The sequence below is a fragment of the Burkholderia sp. BCC1993 genome (assembly GCF_905339865.1).
Taxonomy (GTDB): Bacteria; Pseudomonadota; Gammaproteobacteria; order Burkholderiales; family Burkholderiaceae; genus Burkholderia.
In genome coordinates this window covers 287635-309544 of sequence record NZ_CAJPGZ010000001.1, presented here as the reverse complement: position 1 = coordinate 309544, position 21910 = coordinate 287635, and the positions used below count along the sequence as shown (strand labels likewise).

Here is a 21910-nt window from a genome sequence, read left to right as displayed (position 1 = left end):
GAAGCCATGATCGATGCGCACGCGGCGCGCGTCGATTACCTGCGACGTAAGCAAATCCGCGCAGCCGTGCGCGCGGGCCGCCGCGCGTGAGCCACGCCGCAAGACCCGGCGCACGCGTGCGCCCGCCGCGCCTACGCGCGCTTGCGCATCGGCCGAGGGTGCGCCACCGGCGCAGGCGTCGGCACCGACTCGGCTTCTTCCTTGCACAGCTTGTCGAGCATGCGTTGCGCGGCGCCCGCGCAATCCTCGCCGGCGGGCTTGTTCGCGATCTCGCCGATCAGCGTCTGCAGGTTGCGCCGGTTCTGCGCGAGCCGCTGCTCGAGCAGCGCGATTTCGTCGACCTTGTGCCGCAACGCCTCCAGCAGTTCGTCGCGCGGCCACGCGCCGAGATCGGGCGGCAGCACCGCGCGGATCTCGTCGAGCGCAAAGCCCGCGCGCTGCGCGCGGTCGATGATCGCGAGCCGCGTCAGCGCTTCCGGCCCGTATTCCCGATAGCCGTTCGCCTGCCGGCGCGCCGGTTCGAGCAGGCCGCTCGCTTCGTAGAACCGGATGCGCGACGCCGCGATGCCGCTGGTGCGCGCCAGTTCGCCGATTTTCATGCTTGTGCTCCAGAGGGGCTTGACCTTGAAGCTGACTTTAAAGTTATGGTTGGGCATCGTCAATCGAGGATGTCCACCATGAACCTGTTTGCGCCCCTCACGCTGCCCAATGGCGCGGTGATCCCGAACCGGCTCGCCAAGGCCGCGATGGAAGAGAACATGGCCGATGCGGATCACGCGCCGTCCGACGCGTTGCTGCGCCTGTACCAGGCGTGGGCCGACGGCCGGGCGGGCCTGATCCTGACCGGCAACGTGATGGTGGACGGCCGCGCGATGACGGGGCCGAGCGGCGTCGTGCTCGACAGCGACGCGCATCTCGACCGCTTCCGGCGGTGGGCGCAGGTCGCGCGCTCCGGCGGCGCGCACGTATGGATGCAGATCAACCATCCGGGGCGCCAGATGCAGGCGGCGCTCGGCCAGACGACGCTCGCGCCGTCGGCCGTGCCGCTCGCGCTCGGCGCGCTGTCGAAGCAGTTTCCGGTGCCGAAGGAGATGACGGAAGCCGACATCGCCGACGTGCAGCAGCGCTTCGTGCGCGCCGCGCAGCTTGCCGAGCAAAGCGGCTTCACCGGCGTGCAGATCCACGCGGCGCACGGTTACCTGCTGAGCCAGTTCCTGTCGCCGCTGACGAACCGCCGGCAGGACGCGTGGGGCGGCAGCATCGAGCACCGCGCGCGGCTGCTGCTCGACATCGTGCGCGCGGTGCGTGCGACGGTATCGCCGGCGTTCGTCGTGTCGGTCAAGCTGAATTCGGCCGATTTCCAGCGCGGCGGCTTCAGCGCGGACGATGCGAAGCGCGTCGTCGAACTGCTGAATCCGCTGGGCGTCGATCTCGTCGAACTGTCGGGCGGCAGCTACGAAGTGCCGGCGATGCAGGGCGAGGCGCGCGACGGCCGCACGCTGGCCCGCGAAGCGTATTTCCTCGAATTCGCACGGGACATCACGGCGGTCGCGGCGATGCCGCTGATGGTCACGGGCGGGATCCGGCGTCGCGCGGTGGCCGAGCAGGTGGTCGCGAGCGGCGTGGCGATGGTCGGCATCGCGACCGCGCTGTCGATCGAGCCGAACCTGCCGCGCGACTGGCAGGCCGGCAAGGACAGCGCGCCGGCGCTGCAGCCGATCCGGTGGAAGAACAAGGCGCTGGGCGCGCTGGCGAACATGGCCGTCGTGAAGTTCCAGCTCGCACGCTTGAGCGTCGGGCGGCGTACGCATCCGGGCGTGTCGCCGCTGCGCGCGCTGGTGTCGCAGCAACTCGCCGCGCAGTGCCAGACGCGGCGGTACCGCAAGTGGATGGCGGGGCGGGCGGCGCGCTAGCCGCGCACGCCGCGCAGGCGGCGCGTCGGGCTGCCCGATGCGCGCTCACACCGGATACGCGTCGTCGACCTTCAGGTTCGCGAGCCGGAACAGCGTGCGCAGCGTCTGCGGATGAATGTCGCGGTGTGCGGCGAGCGACGTCAGCATGAAGTCGAGGACCTTCGCGTAGCGCAACAGCACGAGGCAGTGCGCGAGATCCGCGTTGCCGCCGCGCATGGCTTCCGCGTAGCAGACCATCCGGGTCGACAGCGTGCGCGCCATCTCGAGTTCCATCTGCTGCTTTTCCGTCCATTCGGGCTGCGGCTGTTCGAGCAGTTTCGCGAGGAAGATCTGGAACGACGTATCGGACGAGTTGGGCAGCGCATCCATGATGTGTCTCGCAGCTTGCGTGGATCGTTCGGGCGTATCCGGGGATGGTCCCGATCCGGGTTCATGTTCGCGCCGATCGTCGGCGCGGCTGTCACTGCAATGCGAATGCAGGTTCCATACCAGCCCTCGATCCGATTGTTGAGCACGGTTGACGCGGGTCGCGGCAGCGGTCATCGCGTCCCGCCGGGACTGGCTTGTACGGAAAGTCGAGCAGGGCGCCTATCCGCCGCGCGCGATCGCGGTCGGTAGCGCGATAGGGGCCGGACGGACGAAATGCTTCAGCGATGTAACGTAACGCCGGGTTGAAAACGGTTGAGTGTGTCGGTCGATGAAGCGCTGCAAGGTCGCGGAGCATGTGCGTCGGCGGCGTCCCCACGGCCTCGGGGCGGTCTCGCGCGGTGAACTGCGACGCCACCCGCCGCGCGTTGAAGGCGCGCGACGCATGCGCCGGATGTTTCATATCCGAGACGTTTTTTTCGCGGCCCGCCGGATGCACGTGCAACCGGCGTCACGCGCGCCCTCCAACTGGCCCAGCGAATAACCGGACAACTGTCCATGGGCAGCGGCGCCGGGTTTGCGAACAATCACCGCATCATCCCCGCGAGGTTCGACATGAGCGTCCACGCCTTCTTCTCGGCCAACCTGCTGCTGGCCTACACGGCTTACTTCGTCGGCACGGCCAGCCCCGGCCCGAGCAACCTCGCGATCATGTCGGTCGCCGCGAACCACGGCCGCAAGGCGGCGCTCGCGTTCGCGCTCGGCGTGATCTCCGGCTCGATGTGCTGGGCGACGGTGGCCGCGCTGGGTGTTTCGGCGGCGCTGCTCGCATGGTCGAAGCTGCTGGTCGCGATCAAGCTGTTCGGCGGCGTGTATCTGCTGTGGCTCGGGTTCAAGTCGGGTCGCACCGCGTGGTCGGCCAGCGCGGCGGCCACGCTGAAGGCGACACCCGATCAGCCGCTGTCGCGCTTCTATGCGCGCGGCGCGATGCTGCACCTGACGAATCCGAAAGCCATCCTGGTGTGGGTGTCGATCGTCGCGCTGTCGTCGAACGGCGCGGGCGCGTCGCACGGCGCCGTCGTGCCGGGCTGCCTCGCGATCGGCTGCGCGGTGTTCGGCTGCTATGCGCTGGTGTTCTCGACGGACGGCGCGCGCCGGCTGTACGTGCGCGGCCGCCGCATGATGGACGCGTGTCTCGCCGTGGTGTTCGGGCTCGCCGGGATCCGGCTGCTCGCGTCCAACGTGTGAGCGAACCCGCCGCGGTCACCAGAACCTAAATCCCGAATCCCCGAATCCCCGAATCCCCGAATCCCCGAATCCCCGAATCCCCGAATCCCCGAATCCCCGAATCCGAAAACAGACGACCCGCCGCGCACACACGCGGCGGATCGTCGATCGCACGGTCCCGGCTTCAGCGCTTCAGAAGATGAAGCCGGTATTGATGAACTTCGAGTAGTGGTCGGAAACGATCGAGTCGAGCAACTGCTTGCTGTCGTCGGTCTGCTTCGCCGCGACCATCGAGCGGATCGAGAACGCGCGCAGCGCATCGGTCACCGACAGCGTGCCTTCCGCCGAATCCTTGCGCCCGGCGAACGGGAACACGTCCGGCCCGCGCTGGCACTGGCAGTTGATGTTCACGCGGCACACCTGGTTCACGAGCGGATCGACGAGCGCGCCGATCTGCGCCGGATCGGAACCGAAGATGCTGACCTGCTGGCCGTGCTCCGACGTCGTCACGTAGTCGAGCGCGGTTTCCACGTCATCGAACGGCGCAACCGGAATGATCGGCCCGAACTGCTCCTCGCGATACAGCTTCATCCCTTCGGACACCGGATACACGACGGCCGGGTAGAACAGCGTCTTGCTGAACTCGCCGCCCGACTGGTTGACGACCTGCGCGCCCTTGGCCTTCGCGTCGTCGATCGCGTCGGTCATGTACGCGGTGCGATGCATGCCCGGCAGCGGCGTGATGCTGACGCCTTTCTCCCACGGCATGCCGATCTTCAGCTGCTCGAGCGCGGCGGTGAAGCGCTTCAGGAATTCGTCGACGATCGAGCGGTGCACGAGCAGCATCTTCAGCGCGGTACAGCGCTGGCCGTTGAACGACAGCGCGCCGAGCAGGCACTCCTTCACTGTGAGGTCGAGATCGGCGTCGGGCAGCACGATCGCCGCGTTCTTCGCATCGAGGCCGAGGATCGCGCGCAGCCGGTGCGACTTCGGATGCTGCTTCTTCAGGTGATCGGCGACCTTGCTCGAACCGATCAGCGCGAGCACGTTGATCTTGCCCGACGCGAGCATGTGCGGCACGACCACCGCGCCCGGCGCGTAGATCGTGTTGATCACGCCCTTCGGGAACGCGTCGCGGAACGCCTCGAGCAGCGGCTCGAACAGCAGCGTGCCGTACTGAGGCGGCTTGAACACCACCGTGTTGCCCATCAGCAGCGCGGGGATCAGCGTCGCGAAGGTCTCGTTCAGCGGATAGTTGTACGGGCCCATGCACAGCACGACGCCGAGCGGCGTGCGGCGGATCTGGCCGATCGTGCCTTCCGCGATCACGAAGCGCGAGTTCGCGTTGTCGAGCTCCTTCAGCGCGTCGATCGTCTGCGTCATGTACGTGACGGTGCGGTCGAACTCCTTCTGCGAATCGGCGAGGCTCTTGCCGATCTCCCACATGATCAGGTTCACGACCAGCTCGCGCTGCGCGACCATCCGCTTGATGAAGTCCTGCATGCAGGCGATGCGCTGCTCGACCTTCATCGTGGGCCACTCGCCGCGGCCCGAGTCGTACGCGCGCACCGCGGCGTCGAGCGCCGCGTCGCTTTCCGTCTCGCCCATCACCGGATAGCTGCCGATCTCCATCTGCGCGACGCTGCCGTCCGGCTGGCGCACGCACACCGGCGACAGCACGGTCTTGGTCGTGCCGTCCCACGGACGCAACTCGCCGTCGACCAGCGACACGCGCTGGTGGATGGGGGCTGCGAGCCGGAACTCGGCGGGGATGTCCTGATAGGCGGGAAACAGCTGCTGCAGGGAAGCGGAATCGGGCATGACGGTCTCGTTTGACGGGGGTGTCCGGTAAGGACGGGCGATGCGGAATCCTGAGCTGAACGATCCTCGATCCTGAATCGGCATGATGACGCGCGGACGACGGGACGTCACGCGTCGGCATGGCCGAAACGCGGAATGGAACCAGTTCCATTAAAAAGGAACGCCGAGCCGATTGCAAGATTTGCCGAACGCCATCGCACAAAGCGTAAACAATTTGAAGGACTGTGTCTGAATGGCGGGTATAAGCCGCTTGGTGCATGCGCAAACGTTTCACTTCGGCCGCATTGAGCGGATAATGAGCCGGCGCGGCGAAGAAAAAATTGCCCGGAACCTGAGAGAAAACAGACGCAGTGAAGAAAAGAGAGAAGGTCCGCCGCGCTGCCGAAGCGAGGTCGGCTGCCCGGAGCGCCGGGTCGGGGTTGCCCGGCTCGGCGCGCACCGGACTTCCGGTGACGCGACGCGATCACTCGACGTCTTCGTCGTCCTCCGCATCCACGTCATCGTCATCGTCATCGTCATCCCTGTCCCGCCCCGGTGCCGCATACGCGCTCGCCTGTTCCAGCAACCACGCCCGAAACGATTCCAGCGGCTTGCTGTGGCTGAACTCCGTCGGATACACGAGGTAGTACGCCGAATCGCCGACCGTCGCCGCGTCGCACGGTACGACGAGGCCGAGCTGCTGCAACTGTTCCTCGACGAAGAACTTCGGCACCAGCGCGACGCCGAGCCCGGCCGCGGCCGCGCTGATCAGCATCGTGTGCAGCTCGTAGCGCACGCCCTGCATCGTGCGGATGTCCTCGACGCCATGCGTCTCGAACCACTGCGCCCATGCGCCGGGACGCGTGGTGGAGTGCAGCAGCGGATACGCGAGCAGATCCTCCACGCGTTCGACCGGCCCGTCGAGCAGCGTCGGCGAGCAGATCGGCACGACTTCCTCGCCGAACAGGTAGTCGGACGACGTGCCGGGCCAGGTCGGCTTGCCGTAGTGGATCGCGGCTTCGAAGTGGGTGTCCTCGAACGAGAACAGGTCGGTGCGGCTGCCCATGTTCACGCGCACGTCCGGCGTGCGGTCGTAGAAGCTCTTGATGCGCGGAATCAGCCAGTGCGACGCAAAGGTCGGCAGCACCGCGAGTTCCAGGTAGCCGCCGCCGCTGCCGTGCGCGATGATCGACAGCGTGTCGCGGTCGAGCGCCTCCAGCGCGCGCCGCACCTGCGTGCCGTACAGCTTGCCGGCGCGCGTCAGCACGACGCGCTGCTTCACGCGCGCGAACAGCCGCACGCCGAGGCTCGCCTCGAGCGTCGCGATCTGCCGCGATACCGCGCTTTCGGTCAGGAACAGCTCCTTGGCCGCGTGCGTGAAGCTCTCGTGGCGCGCCGCGGCTTCGAAAGCCACGAGCGCACCCATGTTGGGGATCTTGAATTTGCGCATGATGCTCGTTTTGTCTGACGAACGGACCGGCCCGCGGCGGACCGGCGGACGAGTGCGGGGACTGCAAATAATTCCAAAAACTCATCACGTGTCAATTTAATCTCGCTTTACGCCCCGCTGCAACCCTTTGAATAATGCATCCCACGCAAGGCCAGGCGCCCGCTGGGCGGCCGGCCAATCGAGTTGCCGGCACGTTTGCCGGCGGTCCCCCGAACACGAGAATCCTGATGCGCAATCCGAATATCGAGAGCTTGCTGACGAAGCTGCTGGGACAGGCAAAGACCGACGCCCTGTTCGCGACCCTGAACATGCCGGCCATCCTCGACGAATGGGAAACCGACGTCGTCACGCGCGCGGAAATCGCGCAGGCGATGAACATGGCACTGTTCGAAGGGCTGCTCGAACGTTCGGCGAACGGCCGCGCGTATACGGCCGATGCCATCGAAAACGGCGGCTCGGTCTACTTCGACCACGGCGCGCTGCGCACGGTGCGCTGGCCGCACACGGGCGCGCTGCCGCCGGGCGAAGCCGCGTTCACGCGCATCCTGCGTCCGCTCGGCTTCCGCCTGAACGGCCGCTATCCGCTCGACAAGCTCGGCATGACCGGCCGCGCGTATGCGCACGAAGACGCGCCGGACGAGATCGCGCAGTTCTTCGTCAGCGAACTGCATCCGGAGCGCTTCTCGAAGGAATTCCAGCAGGCCGTGACGAACGTCGTGAGCTCGTCGCGCGATCCGCTGTCGCCGGCGGCCGTCGCGCTCCTGTGGGAGATCGAGCGCGAAGGCTGGCTGTCGCTCGACGCCGCGCATGCGCTGCTGCCGGAGATCGTCGGGGCGTTCGCGCGCCAGCACGACCTGCCGAACGAACTCGACTACGAAACGCTGCTGCTCGAATCGGCCGAGATGGCGTGGATCGCGACCGAAGGCAACGCGTTCAACCATGCGACCGATCGCGTGGCCGACGTGTTCAAGCTGTCCGACGACGAGAAGGCGAAGGGGCGGCCGATGAAGCCGGAGGTCGAGCGCTCGCGTTCGGGCCGCGTGTTCCAGACCGCGTATCGCGCGGACATCGTCGAGCGCGAGTTCCGCACGCGCGACGGCGGCACGGTGAAGCGCAACGTGCCGGGCTCGTTCTACGAATTCATCACGCGCCGTCGCACGTTCGACCAGGCGGCGCGCCGCTGGGTGACGGACCTGCGTTTCGATGCGGGCAACGCGCAGGGCATCTTCAAGATGACGGCGAACGCGGCGAAGTAAGCGCGACGCCGCACGAAGAAAAAACGGGCCGGTGGCTGAGCATAGCCACCGGCCCGTTTGCGTTCAATGGGCGCCGCGATCGTCAGAACAGGTGCGTGACCAGATAGAACAGCGCCAGCACGCCGATCGGTACGCCGAGCAGCCAGGCGATCAGATACTTGCCCATGTCGTTGTCCTCTTCGTGGCCGCGACGCGGGAGGCGTCGCGGCGGGGTGGGACGACCGGCGCGTTACAGCTCGCGATCGAATTCCTTCAACTGCTTCTCGGCTTCGTCGCGCGCAATCCCGTAACGCTCCTGGATCCTGCCGGAGAGGTAGTCGCGGGTGCCTTCGGCGACCTTCAGGTCATCGTCGGTCAGCTTGCCCCACTTCGCCTTCATCTTGCCGGTCAGCTGCTTCCATTGGCCCTTGATCTTGTCCTCGTTCATGGTGCGCTCCTGTCATAAGGGGAGAAAAAAGTGCGGCACGCGGCCGCGTGATAGCTCAGGCCTTCGCCTTCAGGCCGGATGCGTCGACGTGCTTCACGCCCTTGACCGAGCGCGTCGCGGCGACGGCCTTCTTCACCGCGATCCTCGACGGCAGCACGCCCGTCAGCGTGACGACGCCGTCGACCGTCTTCACGGCGACATGGACGCTTTTCACGCCATCGGTGGTCGCGAGTTCGCTCTTCACCTTGGTCGTGATCCACGTGTCGGTGACGGGCTGGTTCGATTCCGTCTTCACGCCGTCGTCGGACGACGACGCCTGTGCGTTCGTGAGCGGGGCGGCGCAAAGCAGGAACGCCGCGCTGACGGCGAGTAACGCCGACAGGTTCGAGGTCTTGTTCATGGGATGGGCTCCTTCGATTGACGTGATGGATGGGCGAGTCGGTGCAGGCGCGCCGCGCGTTATCGCGCGATCGGCGTGTCGTAGCCGGGCTCGCGCGGCGGCATGTCCGGGCGCGGCACGTCGGGCGGCAGCGGCACCGGGGGATCGGTGCCGGGCGACGGTTCGGGCGGATTGTCCGGGGCCGGCTCGGGCCGCGTCGGATCGGGTGTCTGATGCAGCTTCATCAGTTGGTCCTCCTCTGCGGTATGGAAGGGCAGCGCGTGAACGCCGGTGTAATACCAGCGTACCGGCGCGAGCGCACGTGGACATCGCGCAAATTCACCGGATCGGCTAGTGCGTTTGCACGGGGACGGAACGTGGGAGCGGGAACGGGAAGTGCGTCAGGACACGCGCGATGCGGGACGACAGGCGCGGGAGGCGCGCCGCGCGCCGCTCGGCGGGATGGCGCACGCAGGCGGCGCGGCATGCGAATGTACTATTGCGCAGGATGTGCATCCGCGCCTGTCGACTGCATCGACTGCATCGACTGCACGCGATCATCGCGGCGCGCGCCGGCCCGCCCATGTCGGCGCTTATCGGCGCTTATCGGCGCGGCGGCGCGGCGGCGACCAGCCCGGCAACGATATCGACCACGTGGACCACCGATCAATGGACGCACGAGTAAACGAACAGGCGCTCAAGTCGCATACCGACCGGCGCCAGCTGCACCAGATCATCGCGGGGCTCACCGAAGGCGTGATCCTCATCGAACCCGACCAGCGCATCGTCTGGGCGAACGAGGCTGCGCTCGCGATGCACGGCGTCACCGAGCTCGACGCGCTCGGCGCGGACGTCACCGAGTATCGCGAGCGCTTCCGGCTGCGCTACCGGAACAACCATCCGGTGCGCGACGGCCACTATCCGATGGACCGCGTGATCGCGGGCGAGGAGTTCAGCGACGTGACCGTCGAAGTCGAATCGGCCGCCGACGAGAACGTGAGCTGGGTCCACCGGATCCGCAGCCTCGTGCTGACGAACGCGGCCGGCGAGCCCGACTGTCTCGCGCTCGTGCTGCACGATGCGACCGAATGGGCGAGCGCCGAGGACCGCTTCGAGCGCACGTTCAACGCGAACCCGGCGCCGGCCGTGATCTGCCGGCTCGACGACTTGCGCTACGTGAAGGTCAATCAAGGCTTCCTCGAGATGACGGGCCATGCGCGCGACGACGTGCTCGGCCGCTCCGTCTACGAACTCGACGTGCTCGAACAGGCCGAGCGGCGCGAACTCGCGATCGAGCGGCTGAGCGAGGGCGCGACGATCCCGCAGATGGAGGCCGTGCTCAAGCGCGCGGACGGCGGCGCGAAGGCGGTGGTGGTCGCCGGGCAGCCGATCGACATGAACGGCGAGCCATGCATGCTGTTCACGTTCATGGATCTCGAGCCGCGCAAGCAGGCCGAGCTCGCGCTGCGGCAGAGCGAGGAGCGCTTCGCGAAGGCGTTCCGGATGGCGCCGGTCGCGACCGCGATCGTCACGGCCGGCCGCTTCGAGCTGTTCGACGTGAACGATGCGTTCGTCGGGATGGCCGGCCATGCGCGCGACGACCTGCTCGGCAAGTCCGCGGACGAGATCGGGTTGTGGGCCGAACGCGGCGCACGGCAGCGCATCGACACGCAACTCGCGCGCGACGGCAACGTGCGCAATGCAGATGTGCAGATCCGTACGCGCGACGGCGACGTGCGCGATTGCGTCGTGTCGGCCGACCCGGTCGCGCTTCACGGGCAGGATTGCCTGCTGATCGCGCTGCTCGACATCAGCGATCGCAAGCGCACCGAGATGGAACTCGTCTATGCGATCGAAACCGCGATGCAGGATGCGTCATGGTTCAGCCGCACGCTGATCGAAAAACTGGCGAACGTGCGGCGCGCGAATGCGCCGGACGCGGGCGCGCAGCTGTCGGACCTCACCGCGCGCGAGCGCGACGTGTTCGACCTGCTGTGTCACGGTCTCGCCGACAAGGAGATCGCCGGCCGTCTCGGGCTCGCGCCGAACACGGTCCGCAATCACGTCGCGACGATTTACGCGAAGCTCGACGTGCATAGCCGCGGCGAGGCGATCGTGTGGGCGCGCGAGCGCGGGATTGTCGGCACGTCCGACGCGAACGGTGCGCGAGGCGAGAAAGCTGCCGACAAGAACGGCAAGAACTGACGCCGGCCGTCGGGCCATCGGTGCGAATGCACCATGCAGGCTGGTGCATCCGCATCTGCCGCGCGCGGCGCGCGGCTGCGATCCTGTCCACTCGGCGGTGCGGCGCGGGCTGCCGTGCCGTCGTCTCTCTCCCCAACTCATCGCAGGAGACGACCATGGACAGGAATCGCATCGAAGGTAAGCTCAAACAAGTGAAGGGTTCGGTCAAGGAAGCGCTCGGCAAGGTGACGGGCGACCGCGAGACGGAAGCGGAAGGCGTGGCGGAGCAGCAGGCCGGCAAGCGTCAGGAGCAGGCCGGCGAGGCGGCCGATGCGGTGCGCAAGCAGACGGGCACCGACCGGCATTGAGCGGCACCGGGCGCCAGCGAGCGAATCGCGCAAAGCGCCCTGCGTTGCCGCTGCATGACACGGCGATGATTCTCCATCGGCATGACCCGGCGCGGCCTTGGGGCAACGGCACGTGCGCGCATCCCGCTCGATGCTTCCGTTTCCAGGCCGCCGTCGCGCGGACCGCGGACCGTGGTGGCACGGGCACTTGATGACAATTCCTCACAACGTAGTTCCGATATTTCGTTTGCTGCACGCGTATTGGCTACCCACAATCGGTTCACCTCTTTCGCGCTGACAGGTTCCCCGGAGACGGAACCGCGGTGATCGACCGGCAGGCGATGCGCCCTTGCGCGACGACGCTTCCGGCGACCGAAAAATTCACCGGCACGCGGGAGGTCGCCGGCGCGCGATGGTCGCGCGTCGCATCCCGACCCACAGAAGAAGGATTGGCCGATGACGTTCCGCATTCGTTCGCTTTCCGGCATTGCATTGACCGCCGCGATCCTCGCGTTCCAGACGGGCGCGGCCCATGCGCAGGAAACCGTCGTCAAGGTCGGCGTCGCCGTACCGCTGACCGGCGGCGGCGCCGCGTATGGCAAGGATATCGAGAACGGCGTGCGCATGGCCGTCGACGAGGCGAACGCCGCGCACCCGACGATCGGCGGCAAGCCGGTGAAATTCGTCGTTGCGTCGCAGGACGACCAGAGCGATCCGCGCATCGGCGTGCAGGCCGCGCAGCAGCTGACCGACGCGCAGGTGGCCGTCGTGGTCGGCCACTTCAACTCGGGCACGACGCTGCCCGCGTCGAAGATCTACGCGAAGGCCGGCATTCCGATGATCACGCCGTCGGCGACCAATCCCGACATCACGCGCGCCGGGCTCGGCACCGTGTACCGCGTGATCGCGACCGACGCGCAGAACGCCGGCAATGCCGGTGCGTATGCGGCGAGCGTGACCAAGGCGAAGCGCATCGCGATCATCGACGACCGCACCGCGTTCGGCCAGGGCGAAGCCGACGAATTCGAGAAGGCCGCGAAGGCGAACGGCGGCACGATCGTCGCGCGCGAATTCACGAACGACAAGGCCGTCGACTTCAGCGCGCAGCTCACGAAGATCAAGAGCACGAATGCCGACCTGGTGTTCTTCGGCGGCCTCGACGCGCAGTCCGCGATGCTGGTCAAGCGCATGCGCCAGCTCGGCATCCGCGCGCAGTTCCTGGCCGGCGGCGGCGTGATGAACGCGAACTTCATCAGGCTCGCGGGCAATGCGGCCGAAGGCGCGTCGGTGTGGGAGTACGGACAGCCGCTGTCGCGTCTCGCGAAGGGCAAGCAGTTCGAAACGAAATTCAAGCAGAAGTACGGCGTCGACATGCTCGCGTATGCGCCGTTCGCGTACGACGCGACGTGGATCGCGATCAACGCGATGCAGAAGGCGAACTCGACGAAGCCGGCCGATTTCAACGGCGCGCTGAAGGGTACGCGCTACGACGGCATCACCGGCACGATCGCGTTCACGAACACGGGCGACCTGAAGAACCCGAGTTCGACGCTATACGAAGTGAAGAACGCCGCGTGGCAGCCCGTCACCACGCAAACGGCGGACTGAATACCTGAATTACCCGAACGCGCGCGGACTTTCGCGGCGAGCCCGGACGTGCTGAAATAGCCAGAGCGATCGGATGCGATTGCGGCGCATGTCGGGGCGATTCGCCGGGTGGTCACGGTCTGCCGCGCACGGCGCCGCGCGCGACGCGGCACGAACAACCTTCGGGCGCGGCCGGCTGGCCGCGCCTTTCACGTGCAACTGGAGTCAGTCGTGAGTTCTCAAGTCGTCATCGTCGGCGGTGGTGTGATCGGCAGCTCGATCGCCTATTTCCTGCGTGCTACCGATCCGACGGTGTCCGTCACCGTCATCGAACGCGATCCCACCTATGCGAAATCGTCGTCGGCGCTGTCGGCCGCGTCGATTCGCCAGCAGTTCTCGACGCCGCTGTCGATCGAGATGTCGCTGTTCGGGATCGACTTCCTGCGCACGATCGGCGAGCGGCTCGAGGTCGACGGCACGCGGCCGTCGATCGATCTGCATGAAGGCGGCTACCTGTTTCTCGCGACGCCGGCTGGTGACGCGACGCTGCGCGAGAACCATGCGCTGCAGACGAAGCTCGGCGCCGATATCCGGTTGATGGATCGCGACGCGCTGCGCGCGAAGTTTCCCTGGCTGAACGTCGACGATCTCGTGTCGGGCGCTTATGGCGCGAGCGGCGAAGGGTGGTTCGACGGTTACGGGCTCGTGCAGGCGCTGCGCAAGAAGGCGCAGGCGCTCGGCGCACGGTATGTGCCGGCCGATGTGACCGGTGTCGTGCGCGACGGTCGCAAGGTGACGCACGTGGTGACGAACGACGGCGAGCGCTACGCATGCGACACGCTCGTCAACGCGGCCGGTGCGTGGACGCGCACGCTGTCGTCGATGATGGGCATCGACATTCCCGTGTATGCGCGGCGTCGCAGCATCTTCAACGTGTCGTCGCCGGCGAAGCTGACCGATTGCCCGCTGCTGATCGATCCGACGGGCGTGTATTTCCGGCCGGAAGGGCGCACGTATATCTGCGGGACGTCGCCGAGCCCCGATCGCGATCCCGACGACCTGCCGCTCGACGAGGTCGATCACGACCTGTTCGACGAGGTGATCTGGCCGACGCTCGCGAATCGCGTGCCGGGGTTCGAAGCGCTGCGCGTGGAGAACTGCTGGTCCGGGTACTACGAGTACAACGTGTTCGATCACAACGCGATCATCGGGTATCACCCCGAGCTCGACAACGTCGTGTTCGCGAACGGGTATAGCGGGCACGGGCTGCAGCAAGGGCCCGCGACCGGGCGTGGGGTGAGTGAGCTGATCCTGGGCGGGCGATATGAATCGCTCGACCTGTCGTCGCTTGGCTGGGAGCGTGTGCTCGAAAACCGGCCGATCGTCGAAAAGAACGTCGTGTAGCGCGGCGTGACCGCCCGGTGTGGGGTGGGCGGGATTCTCCTTGTGTCTCAATCTGATTGGCCCGGCTTTGCCGGGCTTTTTTTTGTTTATCGTGGTTGGGGAAGCCGCGGAGAGGGCGGGTGGCATTCGGCCAACGACGGCAGTTGGTCGGCCCTTTCACACGGACGTTCGAATGCCGGCTCCGCCGCGACAACGGACTTCCGCCTGCGGATCACGTCCGCCGCGTCGTCGGCCATATCCGCGGTGCGCTGGCGAAGTCGACGCGTGGCACGCAGAAGGCACGCACAGCGCAGGTGCGGATTGACGCGATCGACATGCCAGGCGCTGTCGCTTGATATTGAATCGGTATCGGATGGATCGGGGGCGCCGATGCCAGGCAGATCCTTCCTAGCGCTCGACGAGCAACGAAGCATGCATGCCCATCGAATAATGACCGGGTCGATTGCAGATCAGTACGTATCGGCCGGGCGCCAGCTTCAGCGTGAGACGCTTGCTCGTCCCGGGCGCGACGTCCTCAACTTCTCCTATTTTCTTGAACTTGTGTTCCGCGACCGTATCCTTCTGCACCGGCAGGCGATCATGGGATAAGTCTGTCTTCAGTACCACCAGTTCATGTGTCGTGTTGCCGTCCGCCGAACTGGTCACCTCGAACGTGACGGGTCCCGCCTTGACCGTGCCGGTATCGAGATGGATGGCGGTCGATGTCAGCTCGACGTGCAATGTCTCACTTGCAATGACTTGCATCGAAGCAAGGCCGAGCACAGCCGCACTCAAGAACACAGCGTGGCGTCGATTGATCATGATCGCTCCCGTTAAAAACGCGACTGGCATGCGGTCGTCGCTGGCCACCGGCGTTGCCGCGCCGACACACCGTGCCCGCAACGTCGGCCTTTCCTGCTGCTGAAGCTGGAGTATCCGCACTCGTGAACGCATTCTGGCCGCGGCGGTAAGTGAGGAAAAGGAGGAATGTCCGGCGAAAGACATGGGTAAAGACCCGCGGCGTATCGACAGCCGTGCGAGATGACGGGAAAGCGGGCCGGAGCGAAAAAGCCGGTGGCCAGGCTGCCCGGCAAGCCGGCGAGGTTCGAACACGCGCGAAGCTCGCTGTGAATATCGTCAAGGCGCAGCGGGTCGAAATGGTCTGTTCACGAATTCCGGAAGCGAGCCGCTCGCGGCGGTCGCAATCGGTTGAACGCGACCGGCGGGTTGGGTCGATGATCTGCCGAACAACTCGAAGGAATGCTTGACCGCTGCACCCCTGAAAGCTGCCAATTGGGTCGCGCCTGATCGAGCGTCCGAACCGGGTCGAGTATCGCCCGCCACGGACGGTGCAGACTGACTCTCCCTTCCTTTGAAAGGAGAGTCGTCATGGAGGCGACTATCAACTACGGCGCGCGAGGCATGCCGTGGAACAAAGGCAAGCTGACGGGCCAGGAGCGGTCATTGGACTGACGACGCTAGATTGCGCGACAATCTTCAGCACCAAACTTCGGGGCTTCGATATGGTCATGAAATTCATCCTCGAAACCATTGATGTGAACACGGCGTGTCCTGCAAAGTGCTTTCCGATCGAAGTGCCGGATTCGACTGTCATTTCCTCTTTGTTGGAAGACGAGGAATTTGATGCAGGCCGTGACTATGAGTTGGACGCACACGAGACGGCTAGATTCTCATCGCATTTCGGTTTCTCAGTTGGAGAATCGGCCCCGGCGATTCTGAGACCCCGACATTGGCTTGACGACCTTCCTTACCAGGTCCACACAAATCGGGAGCTTGCGCTGATGCTTGACGGCATGAAACCCTTTGCCGCCTTCAGCGAAGAATATCCATCGTTGACAAACGACAGCGTGATTCCAGAGAAACTATTCGACTGCTATGTGGCGGATGGACGATTTCTAAAGAGAGAGTACATCGATACAGAAATTCTGAACGGCTACCGTACAAGGCGCGTTTTGTATGCGCGACTTAATGAAGCGTGGAGGATTGATGCCTATATCCTTATTTGGCATACGGGGCAAGTGACCGGCTGGAACGAGTCACTTGAACGCATGGAGGGGTTCCTTCTAGGTTACGAGGAGTGGCAGACAGACGCATACATTCGTGCAGCCAAAGCACGAGCGGCTGCAAGCCAGCAAAACGCCCCATGATTGGCGACGTTAGCAAATGGCGATCCGCTCACGGGGGTATATCGAAAGCGAATAGCCGAGTGGACGTCAAAACCCAGGGAGCAGCAAGACAATGAAGACCATTGCTCAGACACCTACTTGTCCCCCAGCTTTGGCATTTGGCGTTGCATGTTTGCTGTGTGGGACATGGAAAACCCGTTCTATGAGAAAGCTCGCCACAATCGCCCTGGTCCTTGCACTGGTTCCTATGACGGCTTTCGGTGCGAGTGGCTCGGAACCATCGGCAACGATTCTGATGACCCGCATTGCCAATGAGGGCGGACACAAGGTGCTCTGGGATCTGTGGGAACACGAAGAGGACTTTGACCATGTACTCTCTGGTGTTGAGTCCGGCGACGCATCGTGGCTAAAAGTTGCAATCGCTCTTCGACCATTTGCAGATGCCGGCGCATCCCTGTCGCTGGACTATGCTGTTGCGCGTGCTCTCCCAAAAGCACCGAATCGGGTCTTAGCTTTGGTCGGTCATGGATTTGCTTTGGAGCTCATCTGTACTTCGCCTTTCATCGAGCCAGAGCCAGGGGTCGCTGAAGCCTATGAGCGCAAAACTTTAGTCGCGCTTTCTAGAGTTAAGTCGCCAGCGCTCGTCCCAATTGCGACTGAGTGCTCCAAGCGGGTTCGTCTGCCGGGCCGGGCTAACCTGCCCGCTGGAAGGCGCCAGCCTCTTTCATCTAAACTATCCGCTCCTGGCGACAACTAGCGAGACGAAGCGATAAACGAGAGCTCATACTATGCGTGCCGTCTGCCTACGGCTGAAGCACTGCCAATAACGGCGTCGCGGATAAACGAGGGTCTCTCAACAATGAAATATGAAATTTTGCATTGGAGGAGTTTCAATATCCTCGACCGTCTATTCTGGACTATGGCGTTGCTTGCAGGGGTTGCGTTTTGGCTAAAAGCAATACTCCTGCTTGGCGGTGCAAATTTTCATACGAGAGGAGCCGATTCTCCTGAGTATCTTTTTTTGCTGCCGTCTGCCTGGTAATTGCCGTAGCAATTCCTAATGGTTCGTCCTTGCCGGCCCGATATAACCAGAAAATACTCAGATTTGCCGAGCCGGCTCCAGCCAAAATTGGGATGGTGGACAGGAGATCCTAAGAGCCGAGGCTACTCCTGAAGCATGCCCTTCAAGCTGGAACCATTCGGCTCGAGACGCTAGCTGGGATGCATTATTGCGCACAACGGCCGAGCGCCAATGACTGCTATGGACGAAGTCGACCGTCCGCTTCGGGTCGGGTATCGCCCGCCACGGACGGCGCAGACTGATTCTCCCTTCCTTTGAAAGGAGCGTCGTAATGGAAGCGACTATCAACTACGGCGCGCGGGGCATACCGTGGAACAAAGTCAAGTTGACGGGCCAGAAGTTGCCACTGAAACTCAAGGAAATCTGGGCGATCCGTATCCGCCTGCAGCTAGCGGCAAGAACACGTGAGCTCGCGATGTTCAATCTGGCGATCGACAGCAAGTTGCGAGCGTGCGACCTGATCCGATTGCGCGTGCGCGATATTTGCGTTGGCTGTCGTGTGGTGCCACGGGCAACGGTAATGCAGCAGAAGACCCAACGGCCGGTGCAGTTCGAGATCACCGAGCAGACCCGTGAGAGTGCCGAGGCGCGGATCGGGGCGGCGGGACTTTCGTCGGGCGACTTTCTGTTCCCGAGCCGCATTCACGGGGCGCCGCACATCTCGACGCGACAGTACGCCAGTCTTGTCCATGGTTGGATCCGCTCGATCCGTTTCGACGACGTTGCTTGCGGAACGCATACAATGCGTCGGGCCAAAGCGTCGCTGATTTACCGGCGCACGAAGAACCTCAGGGCGGTACAGTTGCTGCTCGGTCATACGAAGCTGGAGAGTACCATTCGATATCTTGGCATCGAGGTCGACGATGCTCTCGAGATGGCAGAGCAGATCGACGTTTGATGCCCCCTGGGTCGGACGGTGCTCGGGCGCTGCCCGGCCATTTTTCGTCATTCGACATCGCAGACTGGATCGTCGACAATCGGGTCCGGGGCTATTCCGGTAGCCCACTGCCTCTTCATGAAGCCGGCCGAGATACGACAGAATGACTATTGATCAGTTACTGCTCGATGATATTTCCGATGAATTGGCCGGTGGTAGCTTGAATTACGGCGTGTTTCTCAAGGCCTATACCGTTGTGCTTGCCGAACCGCTTCAATCTACGGAGATAGTCTCAACGGCTCTTGGAGGCGGAGCGATTGCGATCGATTTTGCGGAGATAAGTTCTGACTCAGTTATCGAGATGGTGAAATGCTGTCTCCTTTACGCCGGGGACGATGCTGCTGGACCATCGAAAGAAACGCTCGAATCGGACGTTTTGACGGGGATGCTCGAGAAGCTTGTATCCGACTTACGGCTCACAATATCGCACGCAATAAAGGTAGAGCGGTTCACGCTAGAAGAGGGGCACCCCTTCTATCCGGTCTTCTGGGACTTTGCCTTCTTGTTCCGGGCCGCTTCGGAAGCCACCATCTTCATCATCGGAGCTAGCTCAGATTGATTTGAGCCATGCCGAGCGACCAGTGGCCGAAAAATTTCCCCGCAGGCCCCGAGCGTGTTCGATGAGGTTTCGTGGAGAACTGACGGAGGTTGCAGCAACTGGTTACATCGGTCGGCAATCGACTAGGAGCGGTCGTTGGAAATCAGTCGCAAATAGCGTTCTTCTGTGCGTGTGTTTCACGTCGCATTTGGTCTTTTGGAGGCAGGCATGGATGGACTAGCCAAGGCACTTGTACTCGCCGTTAGGCACATCGATCAGCGGAGCAACTTGCACACAGAGGACGACGACGTAAACGCACTTGAGGAGATCGCATCTACACTTGCAGTCGCATCGACAGCAGAGCGCAATGCCTTTGCCCGGGTGGCAACGTCGCTTGGCTTCCCTGAGCTAGTCGAGCAGTTCGGCTTGGATTTGCCGCAATGACCGCCTTGCAAGCCCAACATCTCATCTGAGCCGACGTTGAGGATTGCGTGGTTCAGCCCGGCGTTAGACGCCGTGTCCGGGTGATCAGCGTCCGCTTTTGAGCATTCCCACTGGCGACTTCGGGTCCGTAAGCGACGTCCACGCAAATCTACGAAGCGTCATGTTTGCCGGCGCGTGGATACTACAGGCGCCGTCGAGCACGCGCGCTTCACGCCAGCAAGCAAGCGATCAGATCGTGCGTCGTGCGCACCTCATACTTCCTCAACAAACTCGCACGATGAATATCGACCGTGCGCGGACTGATGTTCAACTCCTTGCCGATTTCCTTGCTGGTCAAACCGTGAACTAGGAATGCCGCCACGTCGCGCTCACGATCCGTCAGCGTGCTGGCGACGTCGGGATGCTTCGCGTCGCCCGACAGGTCGGTGAAGGTCCAGATGGCCAGCTCGAAGGGCCGCTTCGTGTTGTAGCCGAAGCCGCACACGGTGACCCAGAAATGGCTGCCGTCGACGCGGCGCATGATGCGATCGTCGCTGAACCCCGCATGCTTCGCGAGCAGCGGCGCGAGGCGACGGCCGGTCGTCGCGAAGTCCTTCTGCTGCGGATACAGCTTCGCGAACGACTGGTCGATGATGTCGTCGCGGGTCGCCCTGAACAGTTGCAGCGCCTTCTCGTTGCAGTCGATCATGATGCGCTCTTTCGCCACGATCGCTGCGACGGGCAGATGCCTGAAGAGATCTTCGTAGTCGAGGCTTGGCATCGTGTCGGTCATGTTCGGCATCGGGTCGACGGGGCCGAACCGTGTTCGGACCCAGGCTATCGGGCAGGTTCGCTCCTGTCGAATTGTAGCGGTAGCGCTTGCACGACATTCAACCGACGTGAAAGACGCAGCAGTCGTGCCTTTCGCCCGCGCACCGGACTTCGGCCGAATGCGCACGCGGGCCCTTGCTCGCCGTGTCGGGCGCGGTGTCGTTGACCCAGTCCATTGCGCCGGCGAACCAGCCCGCGAACATGTAGCAGAGCTTGCCATGCTTGTCGGGCTGGGCCAGCACGAAGGACGAGTGATGCAGATGGATGCGCGCGTGCGACGTCGCCGGATCGGCTTCGGCAATGCTGAACACGCCCCAGCCGCGCTGCGACAGCCGCTTCAGATAATGTTCGAACACGGCCATGCCGGCGATGCCGTGCTGCTTCGCCTCCTTGTCGCACCAGTGATAGGCTGACTTGTAGCCGGCCGTGTAGAGAATCGACGCGTAGGCTTCGCGGCCGAGCGCCTCTTCCACGGCGACATGATTGTTCGTGAAGAAATGGCGCGGCACGTACAGCATCGGCAGCGCGTCGGTGGTCCAGACACCGGTGTCCGGATCGACGTCGATCGGCAATTGTGGCTGCATGGCGGGTGCGTGGTGCGTTCGTGTCGTGCGATTCAACCGTTCCAGACTTCGCCGAATACCCGCAGCCAGTTCTCGCCCATCACCTTCCTGATGCGCGACTCGCTCCAGCCGGCGCGTTGCATCGCGGCCGTCAGGTTCGGGAATTCGCCGATCGTGCGGATGCCTTCCGGATTGACGACCTTGCCGAAGTCCGTCAGACGGCGATAGCGGCCCTTGTCGTGCGTGATCCAGTCGAAGAACTCGGTGCTGTAGCCCTGCGTGAAGTCCGTGCCGATACCGACTTTGTCCTCGCCGATCACGTCGATCACGTATTCGATCGCTTCGAGATAATCGTCGATGGTCGCGTCGGCGCCGCGTCGCAGGAACGGCATGAACATCGTGACGCCCACGAAGCCGTTCGCTTCCGCGATCTCGCGCAGCTGCTCGTCCGTCTTGTTGCGCGGATGTTCCTTCAGCGCGGACGGGCAGCAGTGCGAGTAGGTGACCGGTTTCTTCGAACAGGCGATCGCGTCGGACGAGGTTTTCGCGCCGACGTGCGACAGGTCCACCATGATGCCGACGCGGTTCATCTCCTGAATCACTTCGCGGCCGTAGCCGGACAACCCGCCGTCCGGTTCGTAGGAACCCGTGCCGACGAGGTTCTGCGTGTTGTAGCAGAGCTGCACGACGTTCACGCCGAGCTCCTTGAACACCTCGATATAGCCGAGGTTGTCCTCGAACGCATACGCGTTCTGGAAGCCGAGGATGATGCCGGTCTTGTTCTCCTTCTTCGCGCGCAGGATGTCGTCGGTCGTGCGCACCAGCGTGAGGATTTCACTGTATTCGCGGATCTGCTGCTTCATCTCCGCGATGTTGTCGATCGTCTTCTGGAAGTCTTCCCACACGGAGACCGTGCAGTTGACGGCCGTGACGCCGCCCTTGCGCATGTCTTCGAACACCGATCGCTCGAAGCGGGAAATGTTCAGGCCGTCGATGATGATGCTGGCGTCGTGAAGGCTCGTCATGGTGTTTCTCCATGCGTTGGTTTAGTCGGCCCCGTTTGCACAAGCG

Annotated in this window: 22 protein-coding genes and 1 pseudogene; 12 read left to right on the top strand and 11 right to left on the bottom strand. The window is 63.9% G+C overall.

All coding sequences use genetic code 11. The features are described from left to right. Positions 1-131: 131 nt before the first annotated feature. Positions 132-599, bottom strand: coding sequence for a MerR family transcriptional regulator (locus U4Y91_RS01430; RefSeq protein ID WP_321802745.1), 468 nt, complete (start codon positions 597-599; stop codon positions 132-134). 78 nt (positions 600-677) lie between these two features. Here U4Y91_RS01430 and U4Y91_RS01425 point away from each other — a divergent pair, with 78 nt between their 5' ends. Continuing rightward, complete coding sequence (locus tag U4Y91_RS01425) at positions 678-1913, top strand: NADH:flavin oxidoreductase/NADH oxidase family protein (protein WP_321802743.1); 1236 nt, start codon at positions 678-680, stop codon at positions 1911-1913. A gap of 45 nt (positions 1914-1958) precedes the next feature. Here U4Y91_RS01425 and U4Y91_RS01420 read toward each other — a convergent pair whose 3' ends face one another. Further along, a complete protein-coding gene (locus U4Y91_RS01420) occupies positions 1959-2282 on the bottom strand; it encodes a DNA-binding protein (protein WP_321802741.1) in 324 nt (107 codons plus the stop codon). A gap of 612 nt (positions 2283-2894) precedes the next feature. Here U4Y91_RS01420 and U4Y91_RS01415 point away from each other — a divergent pair. Then, positions 2895-3527, top strand: coding sequence for a LysE family translocator (locus U4Y91_RS01415; RefSeq protein ID WP_321802740.1), 633 nt, complete (start codon positions 2895-2897; stop codon positions 3525-3527). Between the two features lie 171 nt (positions 3528-3698). Here U4Y91_RS01415 and U4Y91_RS01410 read toward each other — a convergent pair whose 3' ends face one another. Beyond that, positions 3699-5327, bottom strand: a complete 1629-nt coding sequence (locus U4Y91_RS01410) for an NADP-dependent glyceraldehyde-3-phosphate dehydrogenase (protein ID WP_321802738.1) — start codon at positions 5325-5327, stop codon at positions 3699-3701. A gap of 463 nt (positions 5328-5790) precedes the next feature. Then, entirely contained in the window at positions 5791-6756 is a 966-nt protein-coding gene (locus U4Y91_RS01405) for a LysR family transcriptional regulator (RefSeq protein ID WP_321802736.1), read from the bottom strand. 227 nt (positions 6757-6983) lie between these two features. On the opposite strand from U4Y91_RS01405, the gene U4Y91_RS01400 reads away from it, so the two are divergent. Continuing rightward, positions 6984-8012: a DUF1338 domain-containing protein gene (locus tag U4Y91_RS01400; protein WP_124489273.1), complete on the top strand. Its 1029-nt coding sequence runs from the start codon at positions 6984-6986 to the stop codon at positions 8010-8012. Positions 8013-8241: 229 nt separating this feature from the next. Here the strand turns inward: U4Y91_RS01400 and U4Y91_RS01395 are convergent, their stop codons facing one another. Genes U4Y91_RS01395 through U4Y91_RS01385 form a run of 3 tightly spaced genes read right to left on the bottom strand, consistent with a single transcriptional unit; the run spans position 8242 to position 9063 of the window. Next, positions 8242-8439: a CsbD family protein gene (locus U4Y91_RS01395; protein WP_321802734.1), complete on the bottom strand. Its 198-nt coding sequence runs from the start codon at positions 8437-8439 to the stop codon at positions 8242-8244. 55 nt (positions 8440-8494) lie between these two features. Further along, the gene (locus U4Y91_RS01390) at positions 8495-8839 is read right to left on the bottom strand and encodes a BON domain-containing protein (RefSeq protein ID WP_321802733.1); all 345 of its coding nucleotides are present in this window, start codon (positions 8837-8839) and stop codon (positions 8495-8497) included. A gap of 59 nt (positions 8840-8898) precedes the next feature. Then, positions 8899-9063, bottom strand: coding sequence for a hypothetical protein (locus U4Y91_RS01385; RefSeq protein ID WP_167357956.1), 165 nt, complete (start codon positions 9061-9063; stop codon positions 8899-8901). Between the two features lie 424 nt (positions 9064-9487). On the opposite strand from U4Y91_RS01385, the gene U4Y91_RS01380 reads away from it, so the two are divergent. The 4 genes from U4Y91_RS01380 (at position 9488) to U4Y91_RS01365 (ending at position 14340) form a co-directional block, all read left to right on the top strand. Further along, positions 9488-11023, top strand: coding sequence for a helix-turn-helix transcriptional regulator (locus U4Y91_RS01380; RefSeq protein WP_321802731.1), 1536 nt, complete (start codon positions 9488-9490; stop codon positions 11021-11023). 155 nt (positions 11024-11178) lie between these two features. Continuing rightward, a complete protein-coding gene (locus U4Y91_RS01375; protein ID WP_124530190.1) occupies positions 11179-11370 on the top strand; it encodes a CsbD family protein in 192 nt (63 codons plus the stop codon). A gap of 435 nt (positions 11371-11805) precedes the next feature. Next, positions 11806-12957 (top strand): branched-chain amino acid ABC transporter substrate-binding protein, encoded by a 1152-nt coding sequence (locus U4Y91_RS01370; protein WP_124524186.1) that lies wholly within the window; start codon positions 11806-11808, stop codon positions 12955-12957. 210 nt (positions 12958-13167) lie between these two features. Then, positions 13168-14340, top strand: a complete 1173-nt coding sequence (locus U4Y91_RS01365; RefSeq protein WP_321802730.1) for an FAD-binding oxidoreductase — start codon at positions 13168-13170, stop codon at positions 14338-14340. 387 nt (positions 14341-14727) lie between these two features. On the opposite strand, the gene U4Y91_RS01360 is transcribed toward U4Y91_RS01365, so the two are convergent. Further along, on the bottom strand, positions 14728-15141 hold the full coding sequence (locus tag U4Y91_RS01360) for a plastocyanin/azurin family copper-binding protein (protein WP_321803148.1): 414 nt from the start codon (positions 15139-15141) through the stop codon (positions 14728-14730). Between the two features lie 707 nt (positions 15142-15848). Between U4Y91_RS01360 and U4Y91_RS01355 the strand changes: the two genes are divergently transcribed. From U4Y91_RS01355 to U4Y91_RS01335, 5 genes are all read left to right on the top strand, one after another. Further along, positions 15849-16487 carry a hypothetical protein gene (locus U4Y91_RS01355; RefSeq protein WP_321802728.1) on the top strand — a complete coding sequence of 213 codons (639 nt, stop codon included), beginning with the start codon at positions 15849-15851 and terminating at the stop codon, positions 16485-16487. 181 nt (positions 16488-16668) lie between these two features. After that, a complete protein-coding gene (locus U4Y91_RS01350) occupies positions 16669-17223 on the top strand; it encodes a hypothetical protein (RefSeq protein ID WP_321802726.1) in 555 nt (184 codons plus the stop codon). A gap of 595 nt (positions 17224-17818) precedes the next feature. Further along, the gene (locus U4Y91_RS01345; RefSeq protein WP_321802724.1) at positions 17819-18445 is read left to right on the top strand and encodes a tyrosine-type recombinase/integrase; all 627 of its coding nucleotides are present in this window, start codon (positions 17819-17821) and stop codon (positions 18443-18445) included. A 142-nt stretch (positions 18446-18587) separates the two neighbouring features. Next, entirely contained in the window at positions 18588-19043 is a 456-nt protein-coding gene (locus U4Y91_RS01340; protein WP_321802722.1) for a hypothetical protein, read from the top strand. A gap of 207 nt (positions 19044-19250) precedes the next feature. Then, positions 19251-19466: a hypothetical protein gene (locus tag U4Y91_RS01335; RefSeq protein WP_321802720.1), complete on the top strand. Its 216-nt coding sequence runs from the start codon at positions 19251-19253 to the stop codon at positions 19464-19466. A gap of 208 nt (positions 19467-19674) precedes the next feature. Here U4Y91_RS01335 and U4Y91_RS01330 read toward each other — a convergent pair whose 3' ends face one another. From U4Y91_RS01330 to U4Y91_RS01320, 3 genes and pseudogenes are all read right to left on the bottom strand, one after another. Beyond that, positions 19675-20247 (bottom strand): PAS and helix-turn-helix domain-containing protein, encoded by a 573-nt coding sequence (locus tag U4Y91_RS01330; protein WP_321803146.1) that lies wholly within the window; start codon positions 20245-20247, stop codon positions 19675-19677. Between the two features lie 388 nt (positions 20248-20635). After that, a pseudogene (locus tag U4Y91_RS36725) lies at positions 20636-20860 on the bottom strand (DUF5943 domain-containing protein); the annotation flags it as partial. A 32-nt stretch (positions 20861-20892) separates the two neighbouring features. Continuing rightward, the gene (locus U4Y91_RS01320) at positions 20893-21864 is read right to left on the bottom strand and encodes a dipeptidase (protein WP_321802717.1); all 972 of its coding nucleotides are present in this window, start codon (positions 21862-21864) and stop codon (positions 20893-20895) included. Positions 21865-21910 lie beyond the last annotated feature (46 nt).

Bases quoted from the DNA above. Each gene is read 5' to 3' on its own strand.
- U4Y91_RS01430 (WP_321802745.1), bottom strand. From the start codon at position 599: ATGAAAATCGGCGAACTGGCGCGCACCAGCGGCATCGCGGCGTCGCGC.
- U4Y91_RS01375 (WP_124530190.1), top strand. From the start codon at position 11,179: ATGGACAGGAATCGCATCGAAGGTAAGCTCAAACAAGTGAAGGGTTCG.
- U4Y91_RS01360 (WP_321803148.1), bottom strand. From the start codon at position 15,141: ATGATCAATCGACGCCACGCTGTGTTCTTGAGTGCGGCTGTGCTCGGC.
- U4Y91_RS01405 (WP_321802736.1), bottom strand. From the start codon at position 6,756: ATGCGCAAATTCAAGATCCCCAACATGGGTGCGCTCGTGGCTTTCGAA.
- U4Y91_RS01390 (WP_321802733.1), bottom strand. From the start codon at position 8,839: ATGAACAAGACCTCGAACCTGTCGGCGTTACTCGCCGTCAGCGCGGCG.
- U4Y91_RS01385 (WP_167357956.1), bottom strand. From the start codon at position 9,063: ATGAAGCTGCATCAGACACCCGATCCGACGCGGCCCGAGCCGGCCCCG.
- U4Y91_RS01320 (WP_321802717.1), bottom strand. From the start codon at position 21,864: ATGACGAGCCTTCACGACGCCAGCATCATCATCGACGGCCTGAACATT.
- U4Y91_RS01410 (WP_321802738.1), bottom strand. From the start codon at position 5,327: ATGCCCGATTCCGCTTCCCTGCAGCAGCTGTTTCCCGCCTATCAGGAC.
- U4Y91_RS01340 (WP_321802722.1), top strand. From the start codon at position 18,588: ATGACTATTGATCAGTTACTGCTCGATGATATTTCCGATGAATTGGCC.
- U4Y91_RS01345 (WP_321802724.1), top strand. From the start codon at position 17,819: ATGGAAGCGACTATCAACTACGGCGCGCGGGGCATACCGTGGAACAAA.
- U4Y91_RS01350 (WP_321802726.1), top strand. From the start codon at position 16,669: ATGAGAAAGCTCGCCACAATCGCCCTGGTCCTTGCACTGGTTCCTATG.
- U4Y91_RS01400 (WP_124489273.1), top strand. From the start codon at position 6,984: ATGCGCAATCCGAATATCGAGAGCTTGCTGACGAAGCTGCTGGGACAG.
- U4Y91_RS01395 (WP_321802734.1), bottom strand. From the start codon at position 8,439: ATGAACGAGGACAAGATCAAGGGCCAATGGAAGCAGCTGACCGGCAAG.
- U4Y91_RS01425 (WP_321802743.1), top strand. From the start codon at position 678: ATGAACCTGTTTGCGCCCCTCACGCTGCCCAATGGCGCGGTGATCCCG.
- U4Y91_RS01420 (WP_321802741.1), bottom strand. From the start codon at position 2,282: ATGGATGCGCTGCCCAACTCGTCCGATACGTCGTTCCAGATCTTCCTC.
- U4Y91_RS01380 (WP_321802731.1), top strand. From the start codon at position 9,488: ATGGACGCACGAGTAAACGAACAGGCGCTCAAGTCGCATACCGACCGG.
- U4Y91_RS01415 (WP_321802740.1), top strand. From the start codon at position 2,895: ATGAGCGTCCACGCCTTCTTCTCGGCCAACCTGCTGCTGGCCTACACG.
- U4Y91_RS01370 (WP_124524186.1), top strand. From the start codon at position 11,806: ATGACGTTCCGCATTCGTTCGCTTTCCGGCATTGCATTGACCGCCGCG.
- U4Y91_RS01335 (WP_321802720.1), top strand. From the start codon at position 19,251: ATGGATGGACTAGCCAAGGCACTTGTACTCGCCGTTAGGCACATCGAT.
- U4Y91_RS01330 (WP_321803146.1), bottom strand. From the start codon at position 20,247: ATGCCGAACATGACCGACACGATGCCAAGCCTCGACTACGAAGATCTC.
- U4Y91_RS01355 (WP_321802728.1), top strand. From the start codon at position 15,849: ATGAAATTCATCCTCGAAACCATTGATGTGAACACGGCGTGTCCTGCA.